The organism is Paraburkholderia sp. 35.1, from assembly GCF_050436525.1.
Taxonomy (GTDB): Bacteria; Pseudomonadota; Gammaproteobacteria; order Burkholderiales; family Burkholderiaceae; genus Paraburkholderia; species Paraburkholderia tuberum.
The window spans coordinates 423,928-446,829 of record NZ_JBNDMJ010000003.1 but is presented as its reverse complement, the minus strand read 5'-3'; the positions used below and the strand labels follow the sequence as shown (position 1 = coordinate 446,829).

Sequence of the window (22,902 nt, the reverse complement as noted above, 5' to 3'; positions counted from 1 at the left end):
AGCAATGGCAGCGCAGGCAATCCAGTTCACCATCTCGACCGTTGACAAGGCGACCAGGACAATCAACCGGATCAACGATTCGGTGTCGCGCATGACGCGCCCATACCAGAACCTCGCGCGCAGCGTGCAACGGTTCTCGAAGGCGTCGGGGCTCACCGAAGTGGGCAAGCGGCTCGATGCTGTCGCGCAGAAGGCAGGCAAGGCGGCGGCGAGTGTGACGCGCATCGGTGCGCCGCTGCTCGCGCTGGTCGGCGGCGGGACGCTCGCGGGTCTGACCGACCTCGTCGTACAGTGGGAGCGCATGGGCGCGGAAACGGAGCGCACCGCGCGCCTGCTAGGCATCACGGCGGGCGAACTCACACAGATGCGCAGCGCCGCGACGCTGATGGGCGTGTCTGCCGATACGATGACCTCGGGCTTTCGTGGCTTCGCAGACACGTTGCAGGATGCACGCTGGGGACGCAATCAGGCCGCGTTCGCGACGATCCAGGCGCTCGGCATTACGCTGCACACGACGAAGAACGGCGCTACCGATACGCAGGCCGCACTCTACGACCTCGCGGATCGTATCCAGAGAATCCAGCACGCGGACCCGGCCGCAGCGCGCAATCTGGCGCGCTCGCTCGGCGTCGAGCAGCTTCTGCCGGTCCTCGTTCGCGGTCGCCGGGGCATGCAGGCGTATGAGGCCGAAGCGCGGCGGCTACGCGGTGACTTTACCCCGCAGATGGCCGCGCGTGCGCAGGCGTTCGCCCTGTCGCTCGACCGGATGCGTACGGCAGCCGATGGGCTGAAAGCATCGATTGCAGACAGTCTCGCACCGGTGTTCGGCCCGATGATTGACCGCTTTACCGAATGGATTGCGAGAAACCGCGAACTGATTGCGCAGCGGATTGTGGAACTTGCGCAACGGCTTGCGCGCTGGCTCGCATCGGTCGATTGGGGCAGATTTGCCCAAGGCGTCACGGATGCTGTAACCGGCCTGATCGGCTTCGCGTCGTGGATCGGACGCGTGGTGGATGCCATCGGCGGCTGGAAGGTCGCCGCTGTCGCGATAGCAGCCTACATGGTCGGCGGCTTCGCGCTGTCCGTGGTTTCCACAATCGCCAGTATCGGCATGCTGATCGCGCGACTGGTGCTGCTGCGCAGGTCGTATGTTGCTGCGGGCGCGGCGGCGCGCGGGGCGGGCGGGTTGCTGCGCTTCGTCAATCCTGCGACCGTTGGCGCGTATCTGGGTCTGCATAGCGAAAACCTCAACAAAGGCGAGGATGAACAACTGAGGCGCATCCGGACGGCCGAAGCGGCAACGGGTGGCGTGTGGCCCGGTTCGGCAAATGCCCCGCCTGCGCAGACCGCACCTGGCGCAACACCCGCAACGGGTACGCCGCTCAATCCTGCTGTCGCGCAGTGGGCACAGAAACTCAATTTCGCCGGAACCGAAGCGCGCTACGGTCTGCCTGCCGGACTGCTTTCGGCCATCGCGCAGAAGGAATCGCGCGGTAACCCGATGGCGGTGAGTCCTGCCGGCGCGCGTGGACTGTTCCAGTTCATGCCCGCGACGGCGCGCGAGTACGGGATCGACGCGTTCAATCCGGCGCAGGCCGCCGACGCCGCGGCGCGCAAGATGTCCGGCCTGCTCGCGCGCTACAAGGGCAATCTGACCTACGCGCTATCAGCCTATAACTGGGGCGAGGGAAATCTGGACCGCAAGGGACTCGCCAACGCCCCGGCCGAAACGCGTGACTATGCGCCGGGCATCCTCGCGCACATGCCGTCGCTCGATCCGGGCATGGACGTGGCTTCGCTCAATGCCCCCGGCGCGGCGGCGACTATGCAGAACGCGCCCGCGCCGGTGGTTCACGTTGACAACCACGTCCACGTCGCGCGCGACGGCAGCGTGACCGTCAAGACGCGCACGCCTGCGGGTCTGAAGATCGCCCGACCGATGGAAGCGCTCGGCTAGGTAGATGGCTGTGGCCAAGTATCCGTTCTTCAGCGCGTTGCAGGCCGCGTCATGGCGGGGCGTGCCGTTCGGCGTGACAGGTTCGACGCTCAAGGTCGGGCGGCGCAATGTCCCGCATGAATATCCGTACCGCGATGAGGTATGGGTCGAAGACCTCGGACGCGCAGGACGGCGCATCAGCCTGAGCGGTTTTCTGCTTCAGGATGCCGCCTATCTGGGTACCCCCGGCGGCGGTGACGTGATCGCGCAGCGCGCGGCGATGATCCGCGTCTGCGAGCAGCCCGGCGACAGTGACGGCGCCGATGGTGAACTGGTGCATCCGTCGCTTGGGCGGCTGAACGTCGCGCTGATCGAATTCGAGTGCGAGGAACGTTCGGAGCGCGGCCGGTACTTCGAACTGCGCTTCTCGTTCATCGAGTCGGGGCGCGCAGCAGTTTCCGACGCTGGCGATTGCGACGCAGGTACAGACCGGCCTGTCAGCCGTCGCCGCATTCGCGGCAGTGGCGCAGGACTTCTTCAATACGGTATCCGCCGTTCTGTCGCCACCGGCCGTGGTGGGCGAGATCGAACGCACTGCGCAGAACTTCGTCGTGGAGGCGCAGGCGATCACGCAGCGAGCAACTAGCCTGGTTGCGATGGTCGCGACGCTCAAAGGCCGGTACGGCCGGTTCGTGGGCCAGTTCACCGCCGCTGTGCGGCAACCGGCAACGACGATACAGGACCTGATCGGCGCCGGTGCGCAGGCGCGCACCGCGGTAGGCGTCGCGGGCGAAGCGCTGAGGAGCGCTGCGGCCGTCTCGGACTGGCCCGGCATGTCGGACGCTACACGGGCGCTGGTGGGAGCCGTGCAGAATGCGAATCCCGATCCACATCAGGCCGTGCAATCGCTTGTCGCGCTTCAGGCGTCTGTCAGTCCGCAGCAGCGCGCGACCGCCGCGCTTGCCTCGGCGAATACGATAACGACGCTGCTGTATCGGCGTAGTGCCGTGATTGCGCTCGCACAGAGTACGACCGGTTACGCGCTCGCCTCGCTCGAAGACGCCGAAGCGTTGCGCTCGACGGTATGCGATGCGCTCGATAATGAAATCACGACAGCGGGGGATAGCGTCGACGACGCAACCTTTACCGCGCTGCGTGCGCTTGAGGTTGCGGTCGTGCAGGACCTGACTACGCGAGGCGCGTCACTGGCGACGATGCAGATGGTCACGACACCGGAATCCATGCCGCTGCTCGTACTGGCGCAACGGCTCTATCAGGACGTGACGCGCTACGATGCATTGCTACAGCAGGCCGCACCGGTTCATCCTGCCTTCGCCCCAACCGTCTTTAGCGCTTCATTACCCTAACCAGGCTGGGTGCCGTTTGACAGCCTGTGGTGATCGGCTGTCATCGACCCACAAGGGAACCTTCGCGGATCTTAGACCAAGGCTAGTCCGGCCTTCAGATACTGCATTAAGTAATTGGCGTTTTAAATATTTCGTGCACGACAGTTTAACGTCACTTTTTTCACATTTAACAAAGAAAATATCGTCCAAGTCTGGCGTCTGTCCGACTAAAACAGCATTGTTCTCCTATGCTTTGTGGTGGTCGACACATGAACCGTAGGCAATAATTCAACTGGCGCAACAAGATCAATATGAGGGCAGAAATGTACACGCGACAAATCCGCTCTGTCTGTCATATTCTCGTTTTGGTTTCATTTTTCTTGGGAGGTGAACGATTATTGGCAGCAGGGATTGAGGACCGGCCCATTTATTTTGACAATGACGGTTTGATAGTCCATATGGACAAGAACGGCCATTTTGATGGCGGCGATACTGCTCAACGTGAAGGATGGTACTGGTTTGGTGTGTGGATTCGACAGAATACGCCCGGATTGCCGCCATGGCAGCCCACGCGCAGGTTGAATTTCGACCAAGTGCTAAAGCTACTCGAACCGAATGGCGACGGTGTTTTCTATAGACATCCAAAATTGCCACCTTGGAACGATCCGTTCAGCAAGGAATGGGGCACTTCTCGTGACCAACTCGTTCCGCTAATCGCCGCCATGGGTGTTTGGGGGAAAACTGAAGAACTAAAGCGCCTGTGGAACGCACTGCCAGAGGATATTGTCGGGAAACACGCGTTTAACGGAAACTGGCGAAATTTTCTAGGCCAGGATGGTCCAAATTGCGGTGATATTAAGAAGCGGGGATGCGACGCAACTGCGGACTGCTCTTTGAAACAGGACGATCGAGATTGCACGTTACAGGTTGATAAGCGTGATTGCTCCCTGGCTGTCGACACTCGAAATTGCGGCCAACCTCACGACGAGCGGAGCTGCTCGGTTTGCATAGTACGAAATATATTTACTGGCGGCTGCTCGCAGACCGGAAATGATCCGCTGTGTGAAATAGCAAAAGCAGGTCAAAATAAAATATATGATGCCACTGGGGCCGCATGTGAAGCGGCGAAAGCTGCACAGAACACAGCGTATCAGACGGCTAAGGCCACTTGCGAGGCCGAGAAGGCGAGTCAAAACGCCGGGTACGCGGGCGCCAAGGCCTCCTGCGAGTCAGGAAAGGCTGCGCAGAACGCGCTGTATAAGGCCGATAAAGCCGCCTGTGAATCTGCGAAGACGGGCAAAAAGTACGCCTGCGAGGTCGATAAACAAGCAGCCTATCAATCGTGCAGGTTAACGAATGTTTTTAGCGGCGACATCATCGGGCCAAGTACAACCAACCTGTTTCGGCGCGCGTTGAATCAGGATCCAATGGTCCCTGACATAAATAATTTACTTCCCTCTACAATCGTTCAAAGTGGTGCTCAAGGCGAGGCCGAGTTGCTCGCGAATACAATTATTCGAATCCGAGCTTCGCATCTCGATCCAGATGATGTCGGCGATGATCTTAATCATATCGTGCATTTGATCATGGCCAAATTGAGGTATCCAACGCTTGTTAGCGATGCCGCAGTTCATCAATATGCCGCCCTGCGCGCTAACAGTTATGGATCGTATCTCGGAACTTATTACGCCCATCCTCATGACGCGGATATGGCCGATGTAAAACAACGAATAGTTGCCGGAATAGCCAGCGGATGGGCTCCCGATGTTTCAGCTCCCTACGGTGCTGTGCGCTGGTACCATTTGCCGAGTTTTGGGGCCAATCCACAACTTGCGACGTTATATTCGGTCATCATAGATATGTATATCAAATGACAAAGCCGAAGCATCAGTGTCAACACAAGTTTCATTTAGCTGCATAAGAGGTGGCGAAGCGCCGTCGCGCCAATTCTGCTCGGCCGTTTCCAGCAATAGACCCCGCGTCGAATGGAAATTGCGCCACTTTTATTTGAGAGCGTCTTTCATTCGTTCTCATGTTTGTGGATAAGGTACTTCCGAGTTTGAGTGTCCGCTTTAGGACGACAAGGAATGGGTTCAGAACGTCTCCTTGTGGCCGAGCCCGGTCCGCTGACGAACTTCCGTAGCCGACCCCTACGCGATATTCAGCGCAGCCGAACCAACGGCCGCTTTTCGTGGTGGCAGATTTCCGTAACAATCGGTCTCAAGTTTATGCTTGGCGGGCGGTTCTACTTCCTGAGCCGATGGCTGGCAAGCCATCTTTCAAATGCGCAATGGACGCCGCCGCCTTCCGGGCGAATTGTCTGCCGAGGATGCGGACAGCTCGCCCGCAGGAGCCTTTTTTAAGTGCTCGTAGCAGACATAGTTCGCTACTCTTCCGCCCCTCTCGGAGAACCGGACCCTGCGCTCGCCGTTTTTATCAGAGCTTGGATTGTCGTTGGAGTTGAGAGCCCGATTGAGAATGCCAGGAACGGACGCAACGAAGACCCGTCCAAGGCATATATCCACGCCAATAGGGCTCCAGCAACGGGCCAAAAAACAAAAAAAACAAAATAGAGAAAATCCTTGGGCACCCGTTCTTTTTTCGGTCTTTTGCTGTCTTCCCACAGGTTCATCATGTTGAGTATGAAACCGCCAATTCCCGCGAGGAGGACAAGTAGCCCGAAACTGATGTGCTGGGGAGTATCCATTGCTACCCGCCTAGCTTGTTTGTGATGACGCTCAACAGCCGCTCCCGGATGCCAGCGTCAGCCTCATATTTCTCTCTCGTCGAGTACAGTGGCTGCCCATGCTGATTGCTTCGTATCGCCTTGATAAACTGTTCCGACCTGTTCAGGATTTCTTCCACTTGTTGTTCTGGATAATTCACCTCCTTAGAAATTCCCTCGGCCGTACGCCACGTGTACTTTGACTCCTCTATCGCCGCTAGGATTTTGGCTTCGACGAATTTGTCGCGAGCTGCGGTCTCTTCGGCAGTTCCAAAGTTGTCGTTTCCAGTAGAAGCCATCGTCGTTGTCTCCTCAGAAGATCCGGGCAGTTCTAGCCGCGCATACGTTCGCTTTTCTGGTATTTTGTACGACGACTGCGTTGCGAGACTGGCATACAGCAAAGGCGACGTATATGCGTTTCCGCACGAACCGCCGCTTTCACTCGCGCGGAATGACGTCTGACGATGCTGTAATGCCTAGCCCATGATACGCCTACCGAATACCGGACATTCGTTCTGCGATAGCGACTGACTGATCGTGGCCGATAGGCGGCAGTCGCGCCCAGTGCAGTTGGCGGACTGAATACGCTCCCTAGTAGCGTCGAATACTATCATTGTCTTCATGAGCGACGACGTTTCCCTGACCGTCAGCGGTTCGACCGTCGCGGGCTGGAAAAGCGTGCGCATCACGCGCGGCATGGAGCGTATCCCGGCCGACTTCGATATCTCGATGACCGAGCGCTATCCGAACACAACAACGGTCGTGGTCATCGAAGGCGACCCCTGCGTCCTGAAGATCGGCGCGGATGCGGTCATTACCGGCTACGTTGACCGGGTGACGGAAGCCGTCAGCGCGACAACGCATACCTTGTCCATCTCGGGACGCGGCAAATGCGAAGACCTCGTGGACTGCGCCGCGCAGTCTGATTCGTTCCAGTTCGTCAACGTGGCGACGGCCGACATAGCGGCAGCGCTATGCGAACGATTCGGGATTGCGGTCAAGGCACTATCACCGGGCATCGTCCATGCGCAGGTCTGTCTGAACGTTGGCGAATCGGCCTATCAGGTCATCGACCGTCTATGCAAGCTCGCACGCACGCTGTGCTACGAGGACGCGGACGGCGATCTGGTCATCGGCCCGCTATCGGCCGCAGAAGCCGCAGGCGGCTTCGCGATGGGCGTCAATGTCGAGCAGGCGAGCTATACCCGCGATATCTCGCAGCGCTTCAGCGAATACCGTGTCTATCTGGTCGGCACTGGCATTTTCACGGATGCCGGTCAGCAGCCGCTCGCCGAATACACGGTGGCTGATGACACCATGCCGCGTTTCCGTCCCAAGGCGTTCATCGCGCAGAACGGCGACGCGGGCGCGGACGTGTCGAACGCGCACGCGCTATGGGAGTGCAACCGGCGCATCGGGCGCGGTAACGTGGTATCAATCACGGCCACGTCATGGCGCGACAGCACCGGTGCGCTCTATGCGCCGAACACGCTGGCCGCGCTCTCGCTGCCGCAACTGAAGCTCATTGATGGCGCGAAGTGGACCCTTGGTGAAGTGACCTACCGGCGCGACATGAGCGGGACCGGCTGCGAAATCACACTGATGCCCCCGGAAGCGTTCCGGCCCGAACCGATCCTCTATCTGCCGTTGCCTGCGGATGCTGCTGCCGCGCTCGCGCAACGATAGCGCCAATCGTGGAACACCTGTTCTGGAGCCTCGTTCGCGCGCTCGGACGTGGACGCCTTACGCGCGTGGATGATGGCGGCGCGGCCCAACTCGTACAGATGCAGCTATCGGCGAGCGAGACACGCGACGGCACGCCGCGACTCGCGGAATACGGGTTCCAGTCCAATCCGCCAGCGGGTAGCGATGCGCTCGCGGTGTTTCTCGGTGGCGACCGCACCAACGGCGTGGTGATTGCATGCGGCAACCAGCAGTACCGATTCCGCAATCTCGCACCGGGCGAGGTGTGCATCAGCGATGACAAGGGGCAGTCGGTCCATCTGTCCGCAGCGGGGATCGTCGTCAACGGTGGCGGTCAACCTGTCACGATCACCAACGCGCCGCAGATCACCGCCGACGCGCCGCTGTTCCGCTGCACCGGGGATATCGAGGGCGACGGCAATATCACCTGTGCGGGCGACATGCGCGACAACAGCGCGACTAACCCGCACACCGCCGCCGGTTCGCGCGCCGTCTACAACTCGCATCATCACCCTGTACCAGACGTGCAGCGCGGCAGCGATAACGCAACCAGCGACACACCGCAACCGCAGCTTTGATTACCGCGCCGTGGGCGATATCTCGACCGTCTGGAATGTAGCGGACATGCGCGGCGACTGGCTGCTTGCGGGCGCGTCCCTGCGATCCGGCGACGATCTGCAGACAGCCGTGCTTATCAGCCTCTTCAGTGACCGGCTGGCATTGCCGAGCGACGAAATACCGGACGACGACCGGCGCGGCTGGTGGGGTGACAGTGCCGACTACCCGATCGGCTCGCGCCTGTGGCTGCTCTCGCGGGTCAAGGGACCGCGCGACGTGGCGCAGCGCGCCGGTGACTACGCGAGCGAGGCGCTGCAATGGATGCTCGATGACGGCGTGGTGGCGCGCTTCGACATTACGCCGCAGTGGGTCACGCCCAACCGGCTCGACCTGGCGATTGTCGCGGACCGCCGCGACGGCACGCGCGTCGCGATGAGCTTCCCCAGGGTGTGGACGGGAACCTAGCCCCGACAGGTAGTCCCTTTCTTAAGGCGCATGCCTTTCTCACGTCCGACGCTGACGGCCCTGCGCAATCAGGTTGCGCAGGAACTGAATGCGAACCTGCCGGGTGCCGATGCCCTGTTGCGCTTCTCGAATCTGCGCGTGCTCGGCGACGTTCAGGCCGGGCTCGCGCACATGCAGTACGGGTATCTCGACTGGATCGCATTGCAGGCTACGCCCTTCACGGCGACCGATGAATTCCTCGAGGCGTGGGGCGCGCTCAGGGGCGTATTGCGCAAGAGCGCGTCGCAGTCCTCGGGGCTCGTTACGTTCACCGGCTCCGAAGGCGTACCGGTCAATACCGGAACGGGACTGAAGCGCAGCGACGGATTGCCCTACACGGTCACTGCGGCGGCTGCCGTCGAAGCGGGTAAGGTCACGGTGGCCGCGACCGCGAACCCGGACCCGGCAGGACTGGCAGGCCTGAACGGCGATTGCGCGGCCGGGACGCAATTCACGCTCGCCAGCGCGATTCCGGGTATCGATTCGACCGGCGTTGCCGCAACGGCATTCCGAGGCGGCGCGGATATTGAATCGAACGATGCCTACCGTGCGCGTGTCCTGTTCGTCTACCAGAACCCGCCGCAAGGTGGGGCGGCCAGCGATTATGTCGCATGGGCGCTTGCCGTTCCGGGAGTCACGCGGGCCTGGTGTACGGGCAATGGCTACGGTGCCGGTACGGTCATCGTGTTCGTGATGCTCGATGAGGCTAACGCGCAGCATGGCGGCTTCCCGCAGGGTACAGACGGTGTCGCATCCGCCGAGACAAGAGACACGCCTGCGACCGGCGACCAGCTCGCCGTGGCGAACGCGATCTATCCATTGCGGCCCGTTACCGCGCTGGTGTATGTCGTCGCGCCAATGGCGTACCCGGTCGATATCAGCCTTCGTGGCGTGGCGCCCGACAGGCAGGACGCCGCGCTCGACGCTATCGCGGGACTGATGAAGAGCGAGGGCGAACCGGGCGGATTCCTGATTCTCGCGCATCTGTGGTCGGCCATTGCCGCCGTCTCCGGCATCAATGATTTCCTCATTCTCGCGCCGACTGACGACGTGATGCTTCCGGCCGGTGCGCTCGCGGTGCCCGGTGAGGTTACGTGGTCGTAACTGACATGAACCCGGCGCGCTACAGCCGCGCGGACTACGCAGGCGCATTGCGGCGACTGCTACCGCGTGGACGCGTCTGGACGCGCGAGGACAGCGGCACACAGGCAGCCGTACTCGATGCGCTCGCGAACACACCCGCCACGGTCGACCGCGACGCGCTCACGCTGATCGCAGGCTCGTTCCCGGCGACCGCCGACGCGCTGCTACCCGAATGGAACGCTTCGCTTGCGCTGCCTGATCCATGTTTTGGGCCGTTCGACTCGGACGACGAGAACCGGCTACAGATCGTCGCGCGACTGATCGGCACAGGTGGGCAGTCCATCGACTATTTCAGGGCGCTCGCCGCGACACTCGGCTACACGATCACGATTACGGAATTTGCCGTTCACCACGTCATGCGCACCGTCACCGCACCGCTTGCCGATACCGACTGGGCGCATGGCTGGCTGGTCGATGTCATCAGCGCGCCGCCGCCGCGATGGAACACGGTCGCGGACACCGTAGACAATCCGCTCTCCGATTGGGGCACGTCGCCGACGCTGACGATGATCGAATGTCTGCTGCGCCGCTATGCGCCTGCACAGTCGGTTGTGGCGTTCTCCCATCACTGAGAGGGAATCAACGTGGATCGCTATTGGGAAGCGAACAGCGCCGCTCAGGCGCCAGCCGTGCCCGTTGATAGCGAGGGCGGCTTTCCGACAGACGGCAGTCTGCCTGCGGCGATTGCGCCGACGACGCCGGGTGCGTGGTGGTTTCATTCGATCACCGAGGAACTACGCAATGCCATCGTCGCGCTCGGCGCATCGCCCGACCATACGAAGGTCGATCAACTCGCGCAGGCGCTGCTTGCGGCGCTCGCGCATCTCGCCGTTTCGATCAGATATGAAGACGTGATCGGGACGCCTGCACCGCTCGGATTCACGCCCGTGGAGCAAGGCGGCGGCGTGAGCCAGGGGGCGAACAAGGTGCATATCGGATGGCGAACCAACGGGAGCGGGCTGGGTGTCACGGTTGACCAGACCGACGAGGGCAACGTGGTCTTCGAGGCTGAGCTGCAGGGCAACGTCAGCAACCTGCAAAACAGCATCAACAACGTGAACAACGCGGTGAACGATCTGCGAGGCCAGGTGGGCGGCGCATGGACACCGGCCAACCTGCAACCGCTTAGCGGAAACGGAATCGGGTGGGTGGCGTTCATTGTGCGTGCAGGCGATAGCAGCCAGTCCGCGCCGGAAGGTACGGTCGCAGCGCTGCCGGGGCGCCCCGGAACGTGGCTTAGCAGCGGCAATGCGGCCGCTGCATCCGATTATTGGGGCGTATGGACGAGGATCGCGTGATGGACATTGTTGCTGTCAGGAATCCCGCATGGGCCGACCCGGAACACACCGGCATTCGTTGCGAGGTCCACTTTGAGCGCTTCGACAACTTCATGCCATTCATCGCCATGTCGGACGATCCGCACGAGCACGGTCGCGACATTTTCGAGGCGTGCCTCGCGGGGGACTTTGGCGATATCGCCGACTTTGTACCGGGTGACGGGGAATGACATGGATCGCTACTGGCAGGCCAACGCGGTCGAGGATGCGCCCGAAACACCCCCAGATAATCCGGGGGGCTTTCCGGCAAATGGCAATCCGGCGGCGGGCGTTACCGGAACTGTGCCCGGCGAGTGGTGGTATCACGCGATTACCGAGGAACTGCGCAACGCCATCATCGCGCTTGGTGGAACACCGGACTTCACGCAAGTCAACCAGCTTGCGGATGTCCTCGTTGACTCGTTCGCGAAAACGGTCAGTACGATTACCGACAGTCTTGCAACGGTTGCCACCACTGGCAGCTACCACGACCTGACGGACCAGCCGCTTATTCCTGCGGCGCAGGTCAATGCCGACTGGAACGCTGAGACCGGTGTCGCCGCGATCCTCAACAGACCGGAAATTCCGCAGCCGACACGCGGCTCGACGCTGCTTGCGGTCACCGTCTATTCGGTTGTGGAGCAAAGCGTCACGTTTTCAGCGGGGTCGCCGGTCATCAACTGTTCACACCGTGCGCCTCTCACGGGATCGCCGGTGACGTTCGACAGTACCGACACGTTACCCGCCAACATCACGCGGGGCACGACCTATTCCGTAGTTCAGGTATCCACCGACCAGAGCACGTTCCAGATCGCCAGCGTACAGGGCGACACCATATCGATGACCGATGTGGGAACGGGTACACATTCGATCGCGAATCCGCCGTGGCGGAAGTCGGATCACAGTCCGGCTATGGTGGAGACCGCACTTCAGGGCGGTGGCGGCTCGGGCGGTGTCGCCAGCCGGACGTCCAATGCGGGCACGGCAACGGGTGGCGGCGCGGGAGGCTATGTCTGGCTGCGCCGCTCCGCTGACAGTCTGCCGGACGAGTTGGATATCGGCATCGGTGAGGGTGGTACCGTACCAGCTTCGGGCAACGCGGGTAGTCCCGGCTATCTGACTCATCTGGGAGACCTGCGATCACCCCTTGCCGTCGCGACCGGTGGCGCAGGCGGGTCTGGCTCGGCCACGAATGCCGTCCTGCTCGGTGCGCCCGGTGGAACTGGCATCGGTGGCGACCTGAACCTGCGCGGCGAAGGCTCCCTGCCGGTTGTCAGCACGACAGCATCGAATTACACCGCAGGCGGAAGGTCGATGTTCGGCACTGCCGGGATGGGCGGTGTCTATGGTCCTTCCGGGGCGACTCCGGTTCATGACGCCACAGGTCGGGGAGCGGGCGGCGGCGGTGGAACCGGCCTGCCAGGTTCGTACAACGCTGGCAATGGCAGCGACGGGCTGCTGATCATGCGTGAATACAGTTGATGAGGCAAACGGCACGGACGGTAGACGCCTACCTGTCGCGCAGGAGAACTCCATCATGCGACGCGTTGCGTTGATCCTGCTCGTTCTCGCGGTCCCGATGCTGACGGCCTGCACCGTGATTTACATCGAAGGAAACGACAACACCGTGAGCGGCATTGAAGGTCATACGGGGACGGTGAAAGTCCCCTCGAGCCTTCGCGACAGCGCACTATCCCAATAATCGCGAATTCTCCAGCATCCGCTTATAATCGGAATGCCGTCAAAACATCGACGGATCAGGCTTGGCAGCCTGAAAAATCTTGAAGACCGGCACGCCTGCCTAGCAGGCGATGCCTTTGCCGCTGCACGTCTGTTTTCTACGGGCGGGCCTTGGCAGGGAGGCGCTCGCGCCTGCCGGTCGTTGGTCTTCAAGTCCGGTCTGCCAACCCTGTCACTGCGCCCGCTCACCACCTCCTTATGTGTCCGGGCGATCCTTCACGATAACCAGGACCGCGCATGACCAAACCCACCCGAAAGCAGCAATCTCCCTCTCGTCCCCCTGTAGACGCTCTCCAGTATGAACGGCTCGCGCTTGCGGCCTTCCATCTTTGTGATCGGCAGAGCCAGCAACTTCAACACCTGATCACACTTGCGACCTCAATGCTCAGGAGTCCTGCTGTGACTGTCGAGGAAAGACACGAACACCGCAGCCTGCTGGAACTGATGATCCAGATCGGCGAGAACTACCACGCGACCAACCGCTGCGATCAGGAACTGTTCACGGTGCTTGCGCTCGACGCCAAGGGGCTTCCTAACCGCCAACTGACACCGCAGGACGCGGCAGCGATTCTCGCTGACGCTGCGCAGGGCGCGAACGGGAAACTTGCGGCTATGGACGCTTCATGGACAAAGCACTAACCGGCGTCGATCACTTACGGGAAAAGCGGCTCAATGCCGCTTTTTTGTTGGACGGTGATATTGGAAAAATGCACCTTAAATTGAGATAGGAAGGGCAATTGTGAAAATCTGTCAAAACGGCTTTATCTCAATTTAAAGTCGTTGACCGTGTCGCGTTTTGGATAGTTAATTCGTCGGGTGTGTTCTGGAAAAACAGCAGAGGTCAGATGGAGCAACAGAAACGGGATGAAACCATGGGCAAGGAAGAGTGCGACCTTTGCCGTATCACCTATTCAATCTACTCAAACTTCCCGCCAATGCCGTCTGCAATGGCGCTGAACGCCGAAACCGGCGAATGGTTTCCGTTCGATAGTCTGAAGTCCTATGCAACCGGTTACGAGATGGCCGAAGCCCTGGGTTACGCATGGGCGTGCAATTGTCGCGGACGCACCCCTGATACTGCGCAGAAAAAAGGCCCGTTATCGCTCCACGGCGCAACACCCCGATCGGTGCTTCCGCAGTCGTCTATCTGTCTCGAATGCATGATCCACGCTGCCGGGCAAGGCGCAATGACCCTGGAGCGCTGATGATTCCCGCCTCTGTCAATGAACAGCTTCGCCAGTATGGGGAACGGCACTTCAGTGGCCACGTGCTGGCGCTGGTGGACGGTATTCATTACCAGCAGCATACCGGCCAGCAATTCATGCCCGAAAACGATAGGACGGTTTCGCTGTTCGCGGGCACGAACGACATGGCACTCGCACACGCGGGGCCGTGGCTGGTTGATCCGACGACGGCGCGCGACCATCTTGCGGTCCTGCGCGAGCTCGAACAGGCCCGCCCTGGCGTGATCTGGCTGATCACCTCAGAGAGCCTGGAGAGGCAGGCCGCAAAGCTGCGCCCGCACCTGGATACCCGAATACCGGACGGACGTTCCGCCCTGCTGCGCTTCTGGGACCCCAGGGTGCTGCATGCGCTCAATGCGGTATGCCACGGCAGGAGCGAGCGCGAGCTTTTCAAGGCTGCCGACGCGTGGCACTACCTCAACGAAGGACGACGGTTCACCATCAACGACAATGGAATTTACTGAAGGGCAATGGGCGCTTCTGAAAGCCCACGAAGACCGCAACTATGTGGACTTTATCCGTGGTCATGTCGTGTGCGACTATCCCGCGCTGGCCAATGATCCGACCTTGCGCGACCGGCTTAATGCGGCCTTCGCGCAAACCAAGGTACTCCGCTTTACGCGTGACGTGCCGATAGTCAATTTCCTGTATATGGAAGCCACCACGCCGGGGTTTTACCGGATTCCGGCGGTCATGGCATGGCTGCACAAATCAGGCGTTCCGGCTGAACAGCGATTTGAAATGCTGCTACAGGCAACGGGTAAAAGGCAACAGGAAATGAAGGAGAAACGCTGATGGGTATTCCATTCCCGGCGACGCTCGCACGCGCAGCAAACGCAATGGCGCAGGCAATGCCTATGCCTGTTCCGGTCCCCACCGCCGCACCGTCTGCTGGTCCCGCAGGCAGCAGCGGCACTGGCGCGGGTGCAGACGGCGGATGGGGCGAACTGCCGCGTGACCGGAGCCGCGAACGTGAGAGGCCGTGCAAGTGTCCAGCAGAAAAAGGTACTAAAGCTCCTGTACCGTATGAAATGTCGGAGCTTTCAGCGAGGTACCAGTACTACGTAACTGGCTTTGCTCCAGGATGGGAATGGAACTTCAGTAACAAGGATTTTGATGGCTTCGAAAAGGCGAAATGCTTGTTGCAGGAAGCTAAGGCAAACTAGCAAACTACGACTTTTTCTTTGACAATAGGGGAAAGCCAAAATTCTTTTTCTTCCATGGGAAAGGGCCTAAAAATACTGGAGAAGCCAAATCGAAGCCAGCGTATGACAGCATAGTGCATCAGGCTACAGAGCAGAGCAATGTCGTTATTGCCAACCCACCAACTAGTTTGCGGTGGTACTTTATGCAGAAAAATTTCTTTCAATGGGCTACCGTAGAGTTTGGAAGCAAGGGGCTACCGATAACCACTGAACACAAGGAAATGTTGATAAAGGAAAGCGCCGAATCATGAACGGTCAAGATGAAGATGTTCTCGACATTGAATTGAGGCTTACGTTTCGCCTTAAGCAGTCTGCTTTGCCGCCCCCCTCTCAGCAAGGCGAAGACGTTTGGAGATTTGCACAAATATTAAAGCGCGCCGGGCTTGACCTGAATCAATGGTTTGTTATGGGGGACCCGGATTTCCCTGCGTTCAACATCGCAGGACCATCCGATGCGCTTATTGAATCTGCATCCGCCGAGCCGAGAGCATCTTCTAGTAGTACTCATGTATGGAACGGGCTGGAGGGAAAAGGCGGTGCAGGCTTCGGCGCAACCTACGATTTGACATGGTTGTCAAAATTTGATTTCAGAGCGGACGGTTTCGATTGTTTACGTTCTTACGAGCGCGTCGCCGATCTGGTTGAAGGAGCACTAGGAATCTGGCCCGGCGTGCTGGTGCAAGTCGGTCCTTACGCGTACTCCACCACAGAGAAGGTTTTTCCCGACCGCCCTGGCGTTGGCTGGATGCTCTATCTGCCGCACGCTCTCGCGTCGGCCCAGGTGCCAGAAGCGCGTGCCCTTATCCCTGTCATGCGCGATGGCAAGCAGCAAGGCACGATCATCGTCAGCGTGACGGATGAAGTCTTTGATGTGAACAACCGGGAGCACGTCAAGGCGGCTAACGATATCGAAATCCGCCTCGGCGATCAGGACCTGTTGCCGCGTTTCGTTGATCTCTGAGTTCGGCTCGCTATCCCCGCTTCGGCGGGGCTTTTTCCTGCGAAAAGGCCCGCTACTGCGCGGGCCTTTTTCCGTTACGCCTGATTCCAGCGATTGGGCCTCAGGGCCGATCCACCACGATGCCACTTGCGCCGTTCTGCTGCGATCTTCTCCAGCAGTTGCAACACCGCTTCGCGCTTACCGACTTTATCTGCCTGTTCCATAGCAGCCCGGTATTCATCAGGCGTCGGCTTGACGCCATCACAGCACCGGTTCACCACCGCCGTAAGCGCATCCATCGGCGGGCCGACATACCGGGCACGCAACGATGACATCGCATCATGCGTGAGTTGGGTCAGGTCGTCGGTCTGCAACACAGCGGCGCTGATTCTCAGCACAGGTTCCATCCACGCCAGCAATTCTGACGAATGCTGCTTTCGCACTTCGAGCGAGCGAAGATTGTCGTAGCAGCGCTTCCTGTTGTTATGGTCGAACGTGGCGGGCGCGAAACGATACGTGAACTCGGTTCGCGTCCATCCGAGGTATTCACGCACATGGGAGACATTTGCACCAAGCCTCATTTCCCTACCTCCAAAAGGCAAAAAAAAACCCGCACACAAAGGTGCGGGCATTACCACACACGTCGCGGTCCGAGGATGGGACCGCGACGCTTTACAACGCGATGCTATCCATCCAGGGTGGCTGCGGACGTGCGCGGGCGCTGCGCACCGGTCAGCACATCTCTCACTTCCGTTCTGCACCGGTATGTGCAGGAACGAAGCGGTCTTATGCTTGTGCTTGCAACTGAATCTCGCTTTTCCATCGATTTTTCTCCGGCGTTACAGGTGCGCGCGATGCGCGTTATCGTTACGAGCCGCACGGTGTTCTGTTCGATCCGCAGAAGCGCCGGGCCGCGATGTGTTTTCGATTTCAAGACCTCGGGGGCGCAGCAACTGCACAGGGTTGCAGGAAAGGACAAGCGCCAGTCTCTTCCGGGTCCGGTCGCGCAGCACGGGTAACGTTTCCATACCCTTGAAGGTCTTGGATGTACAGCCGAAGGCTTTGGCGCACTGGTCGATCGTCATGCGCCGGTACATTCGCCAGGCGGTAATCGGGGATCTGCCATCGATCAGGTGCGCCATCACGGCGTCGGGATACTCAGTGTCGTCGGGTGCAAATTGGGCCACATGGCCTTTTGGGGCAGGTACGGACTGGTAGGGTTTGGTGCAGGACTCAGGTTGCGGGGTCAACTGCCCGGTCGTGCAGTCGTACACGTCCGCGAAGCGCTTCAGTGTCTCGACGCTGGGCACGTTATAGCCGCGTTCGTGCCAGAGAACCGTGCCGCGGGAGAGGCCCGCGAGTTCAGCTGCCTCAACGGGCGTAAGGTCCCGATAGAGTCTCCACGCCCGCAAGTTATAGTTGCCTTGCTCGATCAGTCGCGCAACCTCATCGGGAATCGGCTCGACAAATACACGCGGAAAGAATACCTGCTGCTTCGCGGGGTGGCGGGGCGTCGGGGAGGCCGGTTCTTCCTGGCAGGACACCGCAGGAGCGCCTGATGACGTTTCCGACACCGGGGGGAACTCGACAGCTCGCGTTGCCTCCTGCATCAGCCGTTCTTCCGGCGTCAGAAACAGCCGTTCGGCGCGTTCACGTTTTGTCCGCGGTTCGGGGAGCGTGGGCCGGAACGGCGCATCGACCGAGACTGCAACATCGGGGACGCCTGTCAGCCCCGCGAGCGAACTGCGGTACGCGCCGCGTGGTGTTTTTTCTTCCAAAGCTGTCGCCTGTGCGCGTAGCGCGGCGTTCCTGAGTTCCACAAACTGGTCAAACAACCATATCGGCATTTCAACCCGCAGTCGTTTCCCTTCGTGATCGGTTATGAACTGGCAGGAAGACAGATCAAACCCGTAATTCATTTGTAACCCCCCCCCCCCGGAAAAATAGCGCGGTCATCCGGGCCGCGCGCGTTACCCATTCGGCTCGGCCTTACGCGTAAGCGCGTGCATCCGGTCTTCCCATGCGCGCGCGTCATCGACGGTAATGACCACCTTGCGACCGAGGTGAACCTCGCGCGGTCCCCGTCCTGTGTGTCGTAGCCGGTAATAGAACGACCGGCTCAGGTGATAGGCGCCGCAAAACTCGTCAATCGTGAAAACGCGACGCGAATCCGTGTCAATGACAGCCGGTTTGGAACCGCGCCGCGCGCCGGTCGTCGGAGGAACGGATGTCGGGTCAGTCTCCTCTTGCATGACATGTCTCCACCGTTCGAGTGTTGGATGTACAGCAACATATTTATAAATGCCGGTGGACGCCTGTGGACAAGTGCGTTTTTCTATCGTCAGACCGAAACCGATTGCTTCCGCGGGCACAAAAAAAGCGCACGCTGTTGGGGCGTGCGCCTGGTTATTCATAAAGCATAACGGAAGTGCCTGCGAGGTCGTCCGTTCAGGTTACGGGCGTGATGCGGGCACGGGGGCGACCCCGCTGCGGCACGCTATGGAGCCATACAATCTGTCTCGTGGTGCCAAATCCTGCCCCCGCAACCAAAGCATTGTTGAAAGCCCGCATCGCGCAAGCCATGCGGGCTTTTTGACTTTCGGCGCTACGTTTTGCTTGTGGCGCTCGCTGCGTATGCTGCGCGCGTGAATAGATGCAACACGATTCGCGCGGGATCGAGGCCTCGATCCCATCGTCTCTCTCCTCCAATCGCCCACTGCACCGCCGCCTCGTCATGCAACGCGGCGGTATCGAAGCCGGGCAGCACTGAATCTTCCGGCTCGTGTTCGTCGCGAGGATCATGAGATCGGCGCCGCTGCGTTCGAGTTGGCGCGCGGCGTTGGCCATCCGTTCGCCGAGCGCGAGTCAGTATCCGAATCTTCGTTGACCGGTGTGACGCAAGAATCATCCATCGCCCATATCCGATGTCTAAACCAACGGTTAGCTTGGTCGTCCCAACGACCAGGAGCAGGTTTCAGATGTCATATGAACAGGATTCAGACAGCGTGCGCGTGGTGCTGAGCGCCCCGCAGCTGTCGGCCGTGCTGGCTCGCCACTCGATTAACCCCACCGAAATGCTTTCCAACCGTCTGTGGGGCGGTTTGCAGGTTGTCGGCGGGGTGCTTGAAATGGCTGGAGCGGCAGCGCTGTGCGTGTTGCCCGAACCGACGATGGCAAGCAAGGCCGGGTGTGTAGTGTTCGGGGCGCATGGTTCGGACACGGCCGAGGCGGGCCTGCGTCAGGTCTGGACAGGGCGCGATACCGCCACCTTGACTCAGCAGGGCACGGCGAAGCTGGCAGAGGCGATGCGGGTCAGCCCTGACATGGCAGACCAGATCGGCCTGTCTATCGATATGGCCGTGCCGTTCGGCTTTGCTGGCTCGATCAAGGCTGCACGCGCGGCCAGCGTTAGGACGGGCCGGATCCATCTGCAAATGCACGAGGCGAAAGCGCTCAATCCAGGGCTCGGAGGGCACACGCTCCAGAAGCACGTTGGCAAGGACGAAGCATGGCTCAGGGAGCGGCTGAAACGCGAGTCCGGGCGAGACATCGTGTCGTCATTTACAAATCTCGAGCAGGCCGAACGTGCCATTTCTGAAGCAGTGGATGCCAATGCTGCAAGAATCAGGACGGGGGCGCAGTCTTCGACTCGAAGCGCGACGATCATGGTAACCAAAGTCGTCTCAGGCGACATTGGATATGGAGTGACGCGGGAAACAGGCACACTCACGCGCATGAACCAGGTGTTCGTCGTCCTGAAATACGAAACCTATAACGGCATGCCATATTACGTCCTTACCGCCTACCTTGAATGAGAAATCAATGAGTTACTCCGAGCGCTATCCAGCAATGGAGCATATTTTTAATGTGTATTTCGGCCAGGACTTCGACCTGTTCGGGGAGAACGTGCAAGAAATTGTCGCGTGTTACAGGAAAGACAGCCCTTACGATTATGAAAATTTGATTCGCGAAATTGACTCGTTCAGGAGCGAACATCCGAGTGACCTGGACGCCACTTTCAAACAGGTGTTCAGGAGGGGGTTTCGTCCCGAAGGCTGGGGCTACACAACCGCCTCTTTTCTCGACGAGATCCAGCGAGTTCTGAGCGAATAATCGGCTTGTAGCCAGTTGCGCACAGTTCCGTGCGGTCCGACGTCTATGCACGGGACGTCGATCTATCGCTTTCGACTCGCGCCTTCTCTCACCGCCAAAGGGAGGCGAATCTGTTTTCCTTCCGGCGCAAAACCAGAGCCCCGCGCCCATTTTCACTCCGCCCCGATCGCCCACTCCACCGCCGCCTGCGCATGCAACGCAGTGGTATCGAACACCGGCAGCACCGAATCTTCCGGCTTGATCAGCAGCGTGATCTCGGTGCAGCCGAGTATCACCGCCTGCGCGCCACGCGCGGCCAGATGCTCGATCACGCGTTGATAAACCTTGCGCGACGCGTCGGCCACGTTACCGTGGCATAGCTCGTCGTAAATGATGCGGTGCACGTCCGCGCGTTCGTCCTCATCAGGCACGAGCGTGTCGAGTCCATAGCGCTCGCGCAGCCGGCCCATATAGAACGTCTGCTCCATCGTGTAGCGCGTGCCGAGCAGGCCCACCCGCTCGACGCCCGCCGCGCGCAGCGCCGCGCCGGTCGGATCGGCGATGTGCAGGAACGGTACCGTGATCGCCTGCTCGATCGATTCGCACACGCGATGCATCGTGTTCGTCGCAAGAATCACGAGATCGGCGCCGCCGCGTTCGAGCTGGCGCGCGGCGTCGGCCATCTGTTCGCCGAGCGCGTGCCAGTCGCCGGCGCGCTGGTTTGCCTCGATCGACGCGAAATCGACGGTCAGCAGCAGACTGCGCGCGTTGTGATGGCCGCCGAGCCGCGCCTTCGCGTGGCGGTTCAGCAGCCGGTAATACTCGGTGGACGACTCCCAGCTCATTCCGCCGATCACGCCGATCGTTTTCATCTGTACGCTCCGTCAATGCATGGCCGAAACGGCGAGTATAGGCGCCTCGCATCGCGCGCAGCCGGTACGGATCTCGGCCTGCGCGCCGGTACGCATCGGTGCCCGCATTTTTCTGGCGCCGATAGAATCGTAGCGAGTCCGAACGCGATCAACCGGAGCGAACATGGATCTGATCATCCGCCACGCGACGCTGCCGCGCAGTGCCGCCCAGCTGTCCCCGCATCACCAGTCCCCAGTCGACATCGGCATCGACGCGGGCCGTATCGTCGCCGTCGAGCCGAACCTGGCCGCGAGCGCGCGCGACGAAATCGACGCGGCCGGTTCGCTCGTCACGCCGCCGTTCGTCGACCCGCATTTCCATATGGACGCGACGCTGTCGTACGGTTTGCCGCGCGTGAACGCGTCGGGCACGCTGCTCGAAGGCATCGCGCTATGGGGCGAGCTGAAGCCCGAGCTCACGCAGCAAGCGTTGATCGAACGCGCGATGCAGTATTGCGATTGGGCGGTCGCGCGCGGCCTGCTCGCGATCCGCAGCCACGTCGACGTGTGCGATCCGCGTCTGCTCGCGGTCGAGGCATTGCTCGAAGTGAAGCGCCGCGTCGCGCCGTATCTCGATCTGCAATTGGTTGCCTTCCCGCAAGACGGTCTGCTGCGCAGCGCCGGCGCGTTCGACAATCTGAAGCGCGCGATCGACATGGGCGTCGACGTGGTCGGCGGCATTCCGCATTTCGAGCGGACGATGGCCGACGGCGCGCAGTCGGTGCGCATGCTGTGCGAGTACGCGGCCGAAAAGGGCCTGCGCGTCGATATGCATTGCGACGAATCGGACGATCCGCTATCGCGCCACATCGAAACGCTCGCGGCCGAAACGCACCGGCTCGGCCTGCACGGACGTGTCGCCGGCTCGCACCTGACGTCGATGCATTCGATGGACAACTACTACGTGAGCAAGCTGTTGCCGTTGATTCGCGAGTCGGGCGTCGCGGCGATCGCGAATCCGCTGATCAACATCACGCTGCAAGGCCGCAGCGACACGTACCCGAAACGGCGCGGCATGACGCGGGTGCCGGAGATGCTGGCCGCGGGCATCACGGTCGCGTTCGGCCACGACTGCGTGATGGACCCATGGTACAGCCTCGGTTCGGCCGACATGCTCGAAGTCGCGCAGATGGGCCTGCATGTTGCACAGATGACCAGCGTCGACGGCATGCACGCCTGTTTCGACGCGGTGACCGTGAACGCGGCGCGCATTCTCGGTCTGGAAGACTATGGCATCGCGCCCGGATGCGCGGCCAATCTCGTCGTGCTCGATGCGCGCGACGAGCTCGAGGCGATCCGTCTGCGCGCCGCGCGGCTCGTGGTGGTTAGCCGGGGCAGGGTGGTCGGCCGCGCGCCGGCCGCGAGCGTGTCGTTATCGCTCGAAGGGCGGCCTGAGCAGGTCGATTTCAAGCTGCATCGCGCGTAGCGACGTATCTCGCGCATCAATGACAAACCGGCGGCCTGCGCGAGCAGACCGCCGGTTTTTCTATCGGCATCGTTCATTCAGCGCCATCGCATCCAGGCCGAACGAACGA

26 protein-coding genes and 3 pseudogenes are annotated in these 22,902 nt (G+C 60.6%); 23 read left to right on the top strand and 6 right to left on the bottom strand.

The features are described from left to right. The first annotated feature begins 4 nt into the window (after window positions 1-4). The 4 genes and pseudogenes from OKW27_RS22040 to OKW27_RS22025 all read left to right on the top strand — a co-directional run bounded on the left by OKW27_RS22040 (window position 5) and on the right by OKW27_RS22025 (window position 5,159). The gene (locus OKW27_RS22040; protein ID WP_429334849.1) at window positions 5-1,960 is read left to right on the top strand and encodes a transglycosylase SLT domain-containing protein; all 1,956 of its coding nucleotides are present in this window, start codon (window positions 5-7) and stop codon (window positions 1,958-1,960) included. Window positions 1,961-1,964: 4 nt separating this feature from the next. Continuing rightward, window positions 1,965-2,243 (top strand): annotated as a pseudogene (locus OKW27_RS22035) (DNA circularization N-terminal domain-containing protein); the annotation flags it as partial. A 217-nt stretch (window positions 2,244-2,460) separates the two neighbouring features. Further along, window positions 2,461-3,306: a hypothetical protein gene (locus OKW27_RS22030; protein WP_429334848.1), complete on the top strand. Its 846-nt coding sequence runs from the start codon at window positions 2,461-2,463 to the stop codon at window positions 3,304-3,306. 302 nt (window positions 3,307-3,608) lie between these two features. Next, window positions 3,609-5,159: a hypothetical protein gene (locus tag OKW27_RS22025; protein ID WP_429334847.1), complete on the top strand. Its 1,551-nt coding sequence runs from the start codon at window positions 3,609-3,611 to the stop codon at window positions 5,157-5,159. A 512-nt stretch (window positions 5,160-5,671) separates the two neighbouring features. Here the strand turns inward: OKW27_RS22025 and OKW27_RS22020 are convergent. Further along, window positions 5,672-5,992, bottom strand: a complete 321-nt coding sequence (locus OKW27_RS22020; RefSeq protein WP_429334846.1) for a hypothetical protein — start codon at window positions 5,990-5,992, stop codon at window positions 5,672-5,674. A 2-nt stretch (window positions 5,993-5,994) separates the two neighbouring features. Beyond that, window positions 5,995-6,309, bottom strand: coding sequence for a hypothetical protein (locus tag OKW27_RS22015; protein ID WP_429334845.1), 315 nt, complete (start codon window positions 6,307-6,309; stop codon window positions 5,995-5,997). A gap of 322 nt (window positions 6,310-6,631) precedes the next feature. On the opposite strand from OKW27_RS22015, the gene OKW27_RS22010 reads away from it, so the two are divergent. From OKW27_RS22010 to OKW27_RS21935, 16 genes and pseudogenes are all read left to right on the top strand, one after another. Beyond that, complete coding sequence (locus OKW27_RS22010) at window positions 6,632-7,696, top strand: phage baseplate assembly protein (protein WP_429334844.1); 1,065 nt, start codon at window positions 6,632-6,634, stop codon at window positions 7,694-7,696. 8 nt (window positions 7,697-7,704) lie between these two features. Next, window positions 7,705-8,292: a phage baseplate assembly protein V gene (locus tag OKW27_RS22005; protein ID WP_429334843.1), complete on the top strand. Its 588-nt coding sequence runs from the start codon at window positions 7,705-7,707 to the stop codon at window positions 8,290-8,292. A gap of 10 nt (window positions 8,293-8,302) precedes the next feature. After that, window positions 8,303-8,737, top strand: a complete 435-nt coding sequence (locus OKW27_RS22000) for a phage GP46 family protein (RefSeq protein WP_429334842.1) — start codon at window positions 8,303-8,305, stop codon at window positions 8,735-8,737. Between the two features lie 30 nt (window positions 8,738-8,767). Beyond that, entirely contained in the window at window positions 8,768-9,880 is a 1,113-nt protein-coding gene (locus tag OKW27_RS21995; protein ID WP_429334841.1) for a baseplate J/gp47 family protein, read from the top strand. Further along, a complete protein-coding gene (locus OKW27_RS21990; protein ID WP_429334840.1) occupies window positions 9,871-10,491 on the top strand; it encodes a YmfQ family protein in 621 nt (206 codons plus the stop codon). The genes OKW27_RS21995 and OKW27_RS21990 overlap by 10 nt, the downstream gene beginning before the upstream one ends. Before the next feature lie 12 nt (window positions 10,492-10,503). Further along, a complete protein-coding gene (locus tag OKW27_RS21985) occupies window positions 10,504-11,217 on the top strand; it encodes a hypothetical protein (protein WP_429334839.1) in 714 nt (237 codons plus the stop codon). Next, entirely contained in the window at window positions 11,199-11,426 is a 228-nt protein-coding gene (locus tag OKW27_RS21980) for a hypothetical protein (protein WP_429334838.1), read from the top strand. The genes OKW27_RS21985 and OKW27_RS21980 overlap by 19 nt, the downstream gene beginning before the upstream one ends. Window position 11,427: 1 nt before the next feature. Next, entirely contained in the window at window positions 11,428-12,717 is a 1,290-nt protein-coding gene (locus tag OKW27_RS21975) for a hypothetical protein (protein ID WP_429334837.1), read from the top strand. A gap of 55 nt (window positions 12,718-12,772) precedes the next feature. Next, window positions 12,773-12,937 (top strand): hypothetical protein, encoded by a 165-nt coding sequence (locus tag OKW27_RS21970; RefSeq protein WP_187614527.1) that lies wholly within the window; start codon window positions 12,773-12,775, stop codon window positions 12,935-12,937. Window positions 12,938-13,212: 275 nt separating this feature from the next. Further along, window positions 13,213-13,614, top strand: a complete 402-nt coding sequence (locus tag OKW27_RS21965; protein WP_262420143.1) for a hypothetical protein — start codon at window positions 13,213-13,215, stop codon at window positions 13,612-13,614. Between the two features lie 206 nt (window positions 13,615-13,820). Further along, window positions 13,821-14,180: a hypothetical protein gene (locus OKW27_RS21960; protein ID WP_429334836.1), complete on the top strand. Its 360-nt coding sequence runs from the start codon at window positions 13,821-13,823 to the stop codon at window positions 14,178-14,180. After that, complete coding sequence (locus tag OKW27_RS21955) at window positions 14,180-14,683, top strand: DUF4123 domain-containing protein (protein WP_429334835.1); 504 nt, start codon at window positions 14,180-14,182, stop codon at window positions 14,681-14,683. Before OKW27_RS21960 ends, OKW27_RS21955 begins: the two co-directional genes overlap by 1 nt. Beyond that, the gene (locus OKW27_RS21950) at window positions 14,670-15,014 is read left to right on the top strand and encodes a hypothetical protein (protein WP_429334834.1); all 345 of its coding nucleotides are present in this window, start codon (window positions 14,670-14,672) and stop codon (window positions 15,012-15,014) included. The genes OKW27_RS21955 and OKW27_RS21950 overlap by 14 nt, the downstream gene beginning before the upstream one ends. After that, on the top strand, window positions 15,014-15,385 hold the full coding sequence (locus OKW27_RS21945; protein WP_429334833.1) for a Tox-REase-5 domain-containing protein: 372 nt from the start codon (window positions 15,014-15,016) through the stop codon (window positions 15,383-15,385). Before OKW27_RS21950 ends, OKW27_RS21945 begins: the two co-directional genes overlap by 1 nt. Window positions 15,386-15,450: 65 nt before the next feature. Then, window positions 15,451-15,675: pseudogene (locus tag OKW27_RS21940) on the top strand (hypothetical protein); the annotation flags it as partial. Then, window positions 15,672-16,385 (top strand): immunity 52 family protein, encoded by a 714-nt coding sequence (locus OKW27_RS21935; protein ID WP_429334832.1) that lies wholly within the window; start codon window positions 15,672-15,674, stop codon window positions 16,383-16,385. The pseudogene OKW27_RS21940 and the gene OKW27_RS21935, both read left to right, overlap by 4 nt. A gap of 74 nt (window positions 16,386-16,459) precedes the next feature. Here the strand turns inward: OKW27_RS21935 and OKW27_RS21930 are convergent, their stop codons facing one another. The 3 genes and pseudogenes from OKW27_RS21930 to OKW27_RS21920 all read right to left on the bottom strand — a co-directional run. Next, window positions 16,460-16,945, bottom strand: a complete 486-nt coding sequence (locus OKW27_RS21930; RefSeq protein WP_429334831.1) for a hypothetical protein — start codon at window positions 16,943-16,945, stop codon at window positions 16,460-16,462. 258 nt (window positions 16,946-17,203) lie between these two features. Then, window positions 17,204-18,283 carry a helix-turn-helix domain-containing protein gene (locus OKW27_RS21925; protein WP_429334830.1) on the bottom strand — a complete coding sequence of 360 codons (1,080 nt, stop codon included), beginning with the start codon at window positions 18,281-18,283 and terminating at the stop codon, window positions 17,204-17,206. An 850-nt stretch (window positions 18,284-19,133) separates the two neighbouring features. Further along, window positions 19,134-19,229: pseudogene (locus tag OKW27_RS21920) on the bottom strand (aspartate racemase); the annotation flags it as partial. Window positions 19,230-19,342: 113 nt separating this feature from the next. Between OKW27_RS21920 and OKW27_RS21915 the strand changes: the two are divergent. Continuing rightward, window positions 19,343-20,179, top strand: a complete 837-nt coding sequence (locus tag OKW27_RS21915; RefSeq protein WP_429334829.1) for an RNase A-like domain-containing protein — start codon at window positions 19,343-19,345, stop codon at window positions 20,177-20,179. A gap of 7 nt (window positions 20,180-20,186) precedes the next feature. Beyond that, on the top strand, window positions 20,187-20,477 hold the full coding sequence (locus OKW27_RS21910) for a contact-dependent growth inhibition system immunity protein (protein WP_184057361.1): 291 nt from the start codon (window positions 20,187-20,189) through the stop codon (window positions 20,475-20,477). A 152-nt stretch (window positions 20,478-20,629) separates the two neighbouring features. On the opposite strand, the gene OKW27_RS21905 is transcribed toward OKW27_RS21910, so the two are convergent. Next, complete coding sequence (locus tag OKW27_RS21905; RefSeq protein WP_184057359.1) at window positions 20,630-21,328, bottom strand: aspartate/glutamate racemase family protein; 699 nt, start codon at window positions 21,326-21,328, stop codon at window positions 20,630-20,632. 163 nt (window positions 21,329-21,491) lie between these two features. Between OKW27_RS21905 and OKW27_RS21900 the strand changes: the two genes are divergently transcribed. Beyond that, entirely contained in the window at window positions 21,492-22,793 is a 1,302-nt protein-coding gene (locus OKW27_RS21900; RefSeq protein WP_429334828.1) for an amidohydrolase family protein, read from the top strand. Window positions 22,794-22,902: the final 109 nt, after the last annotated feature.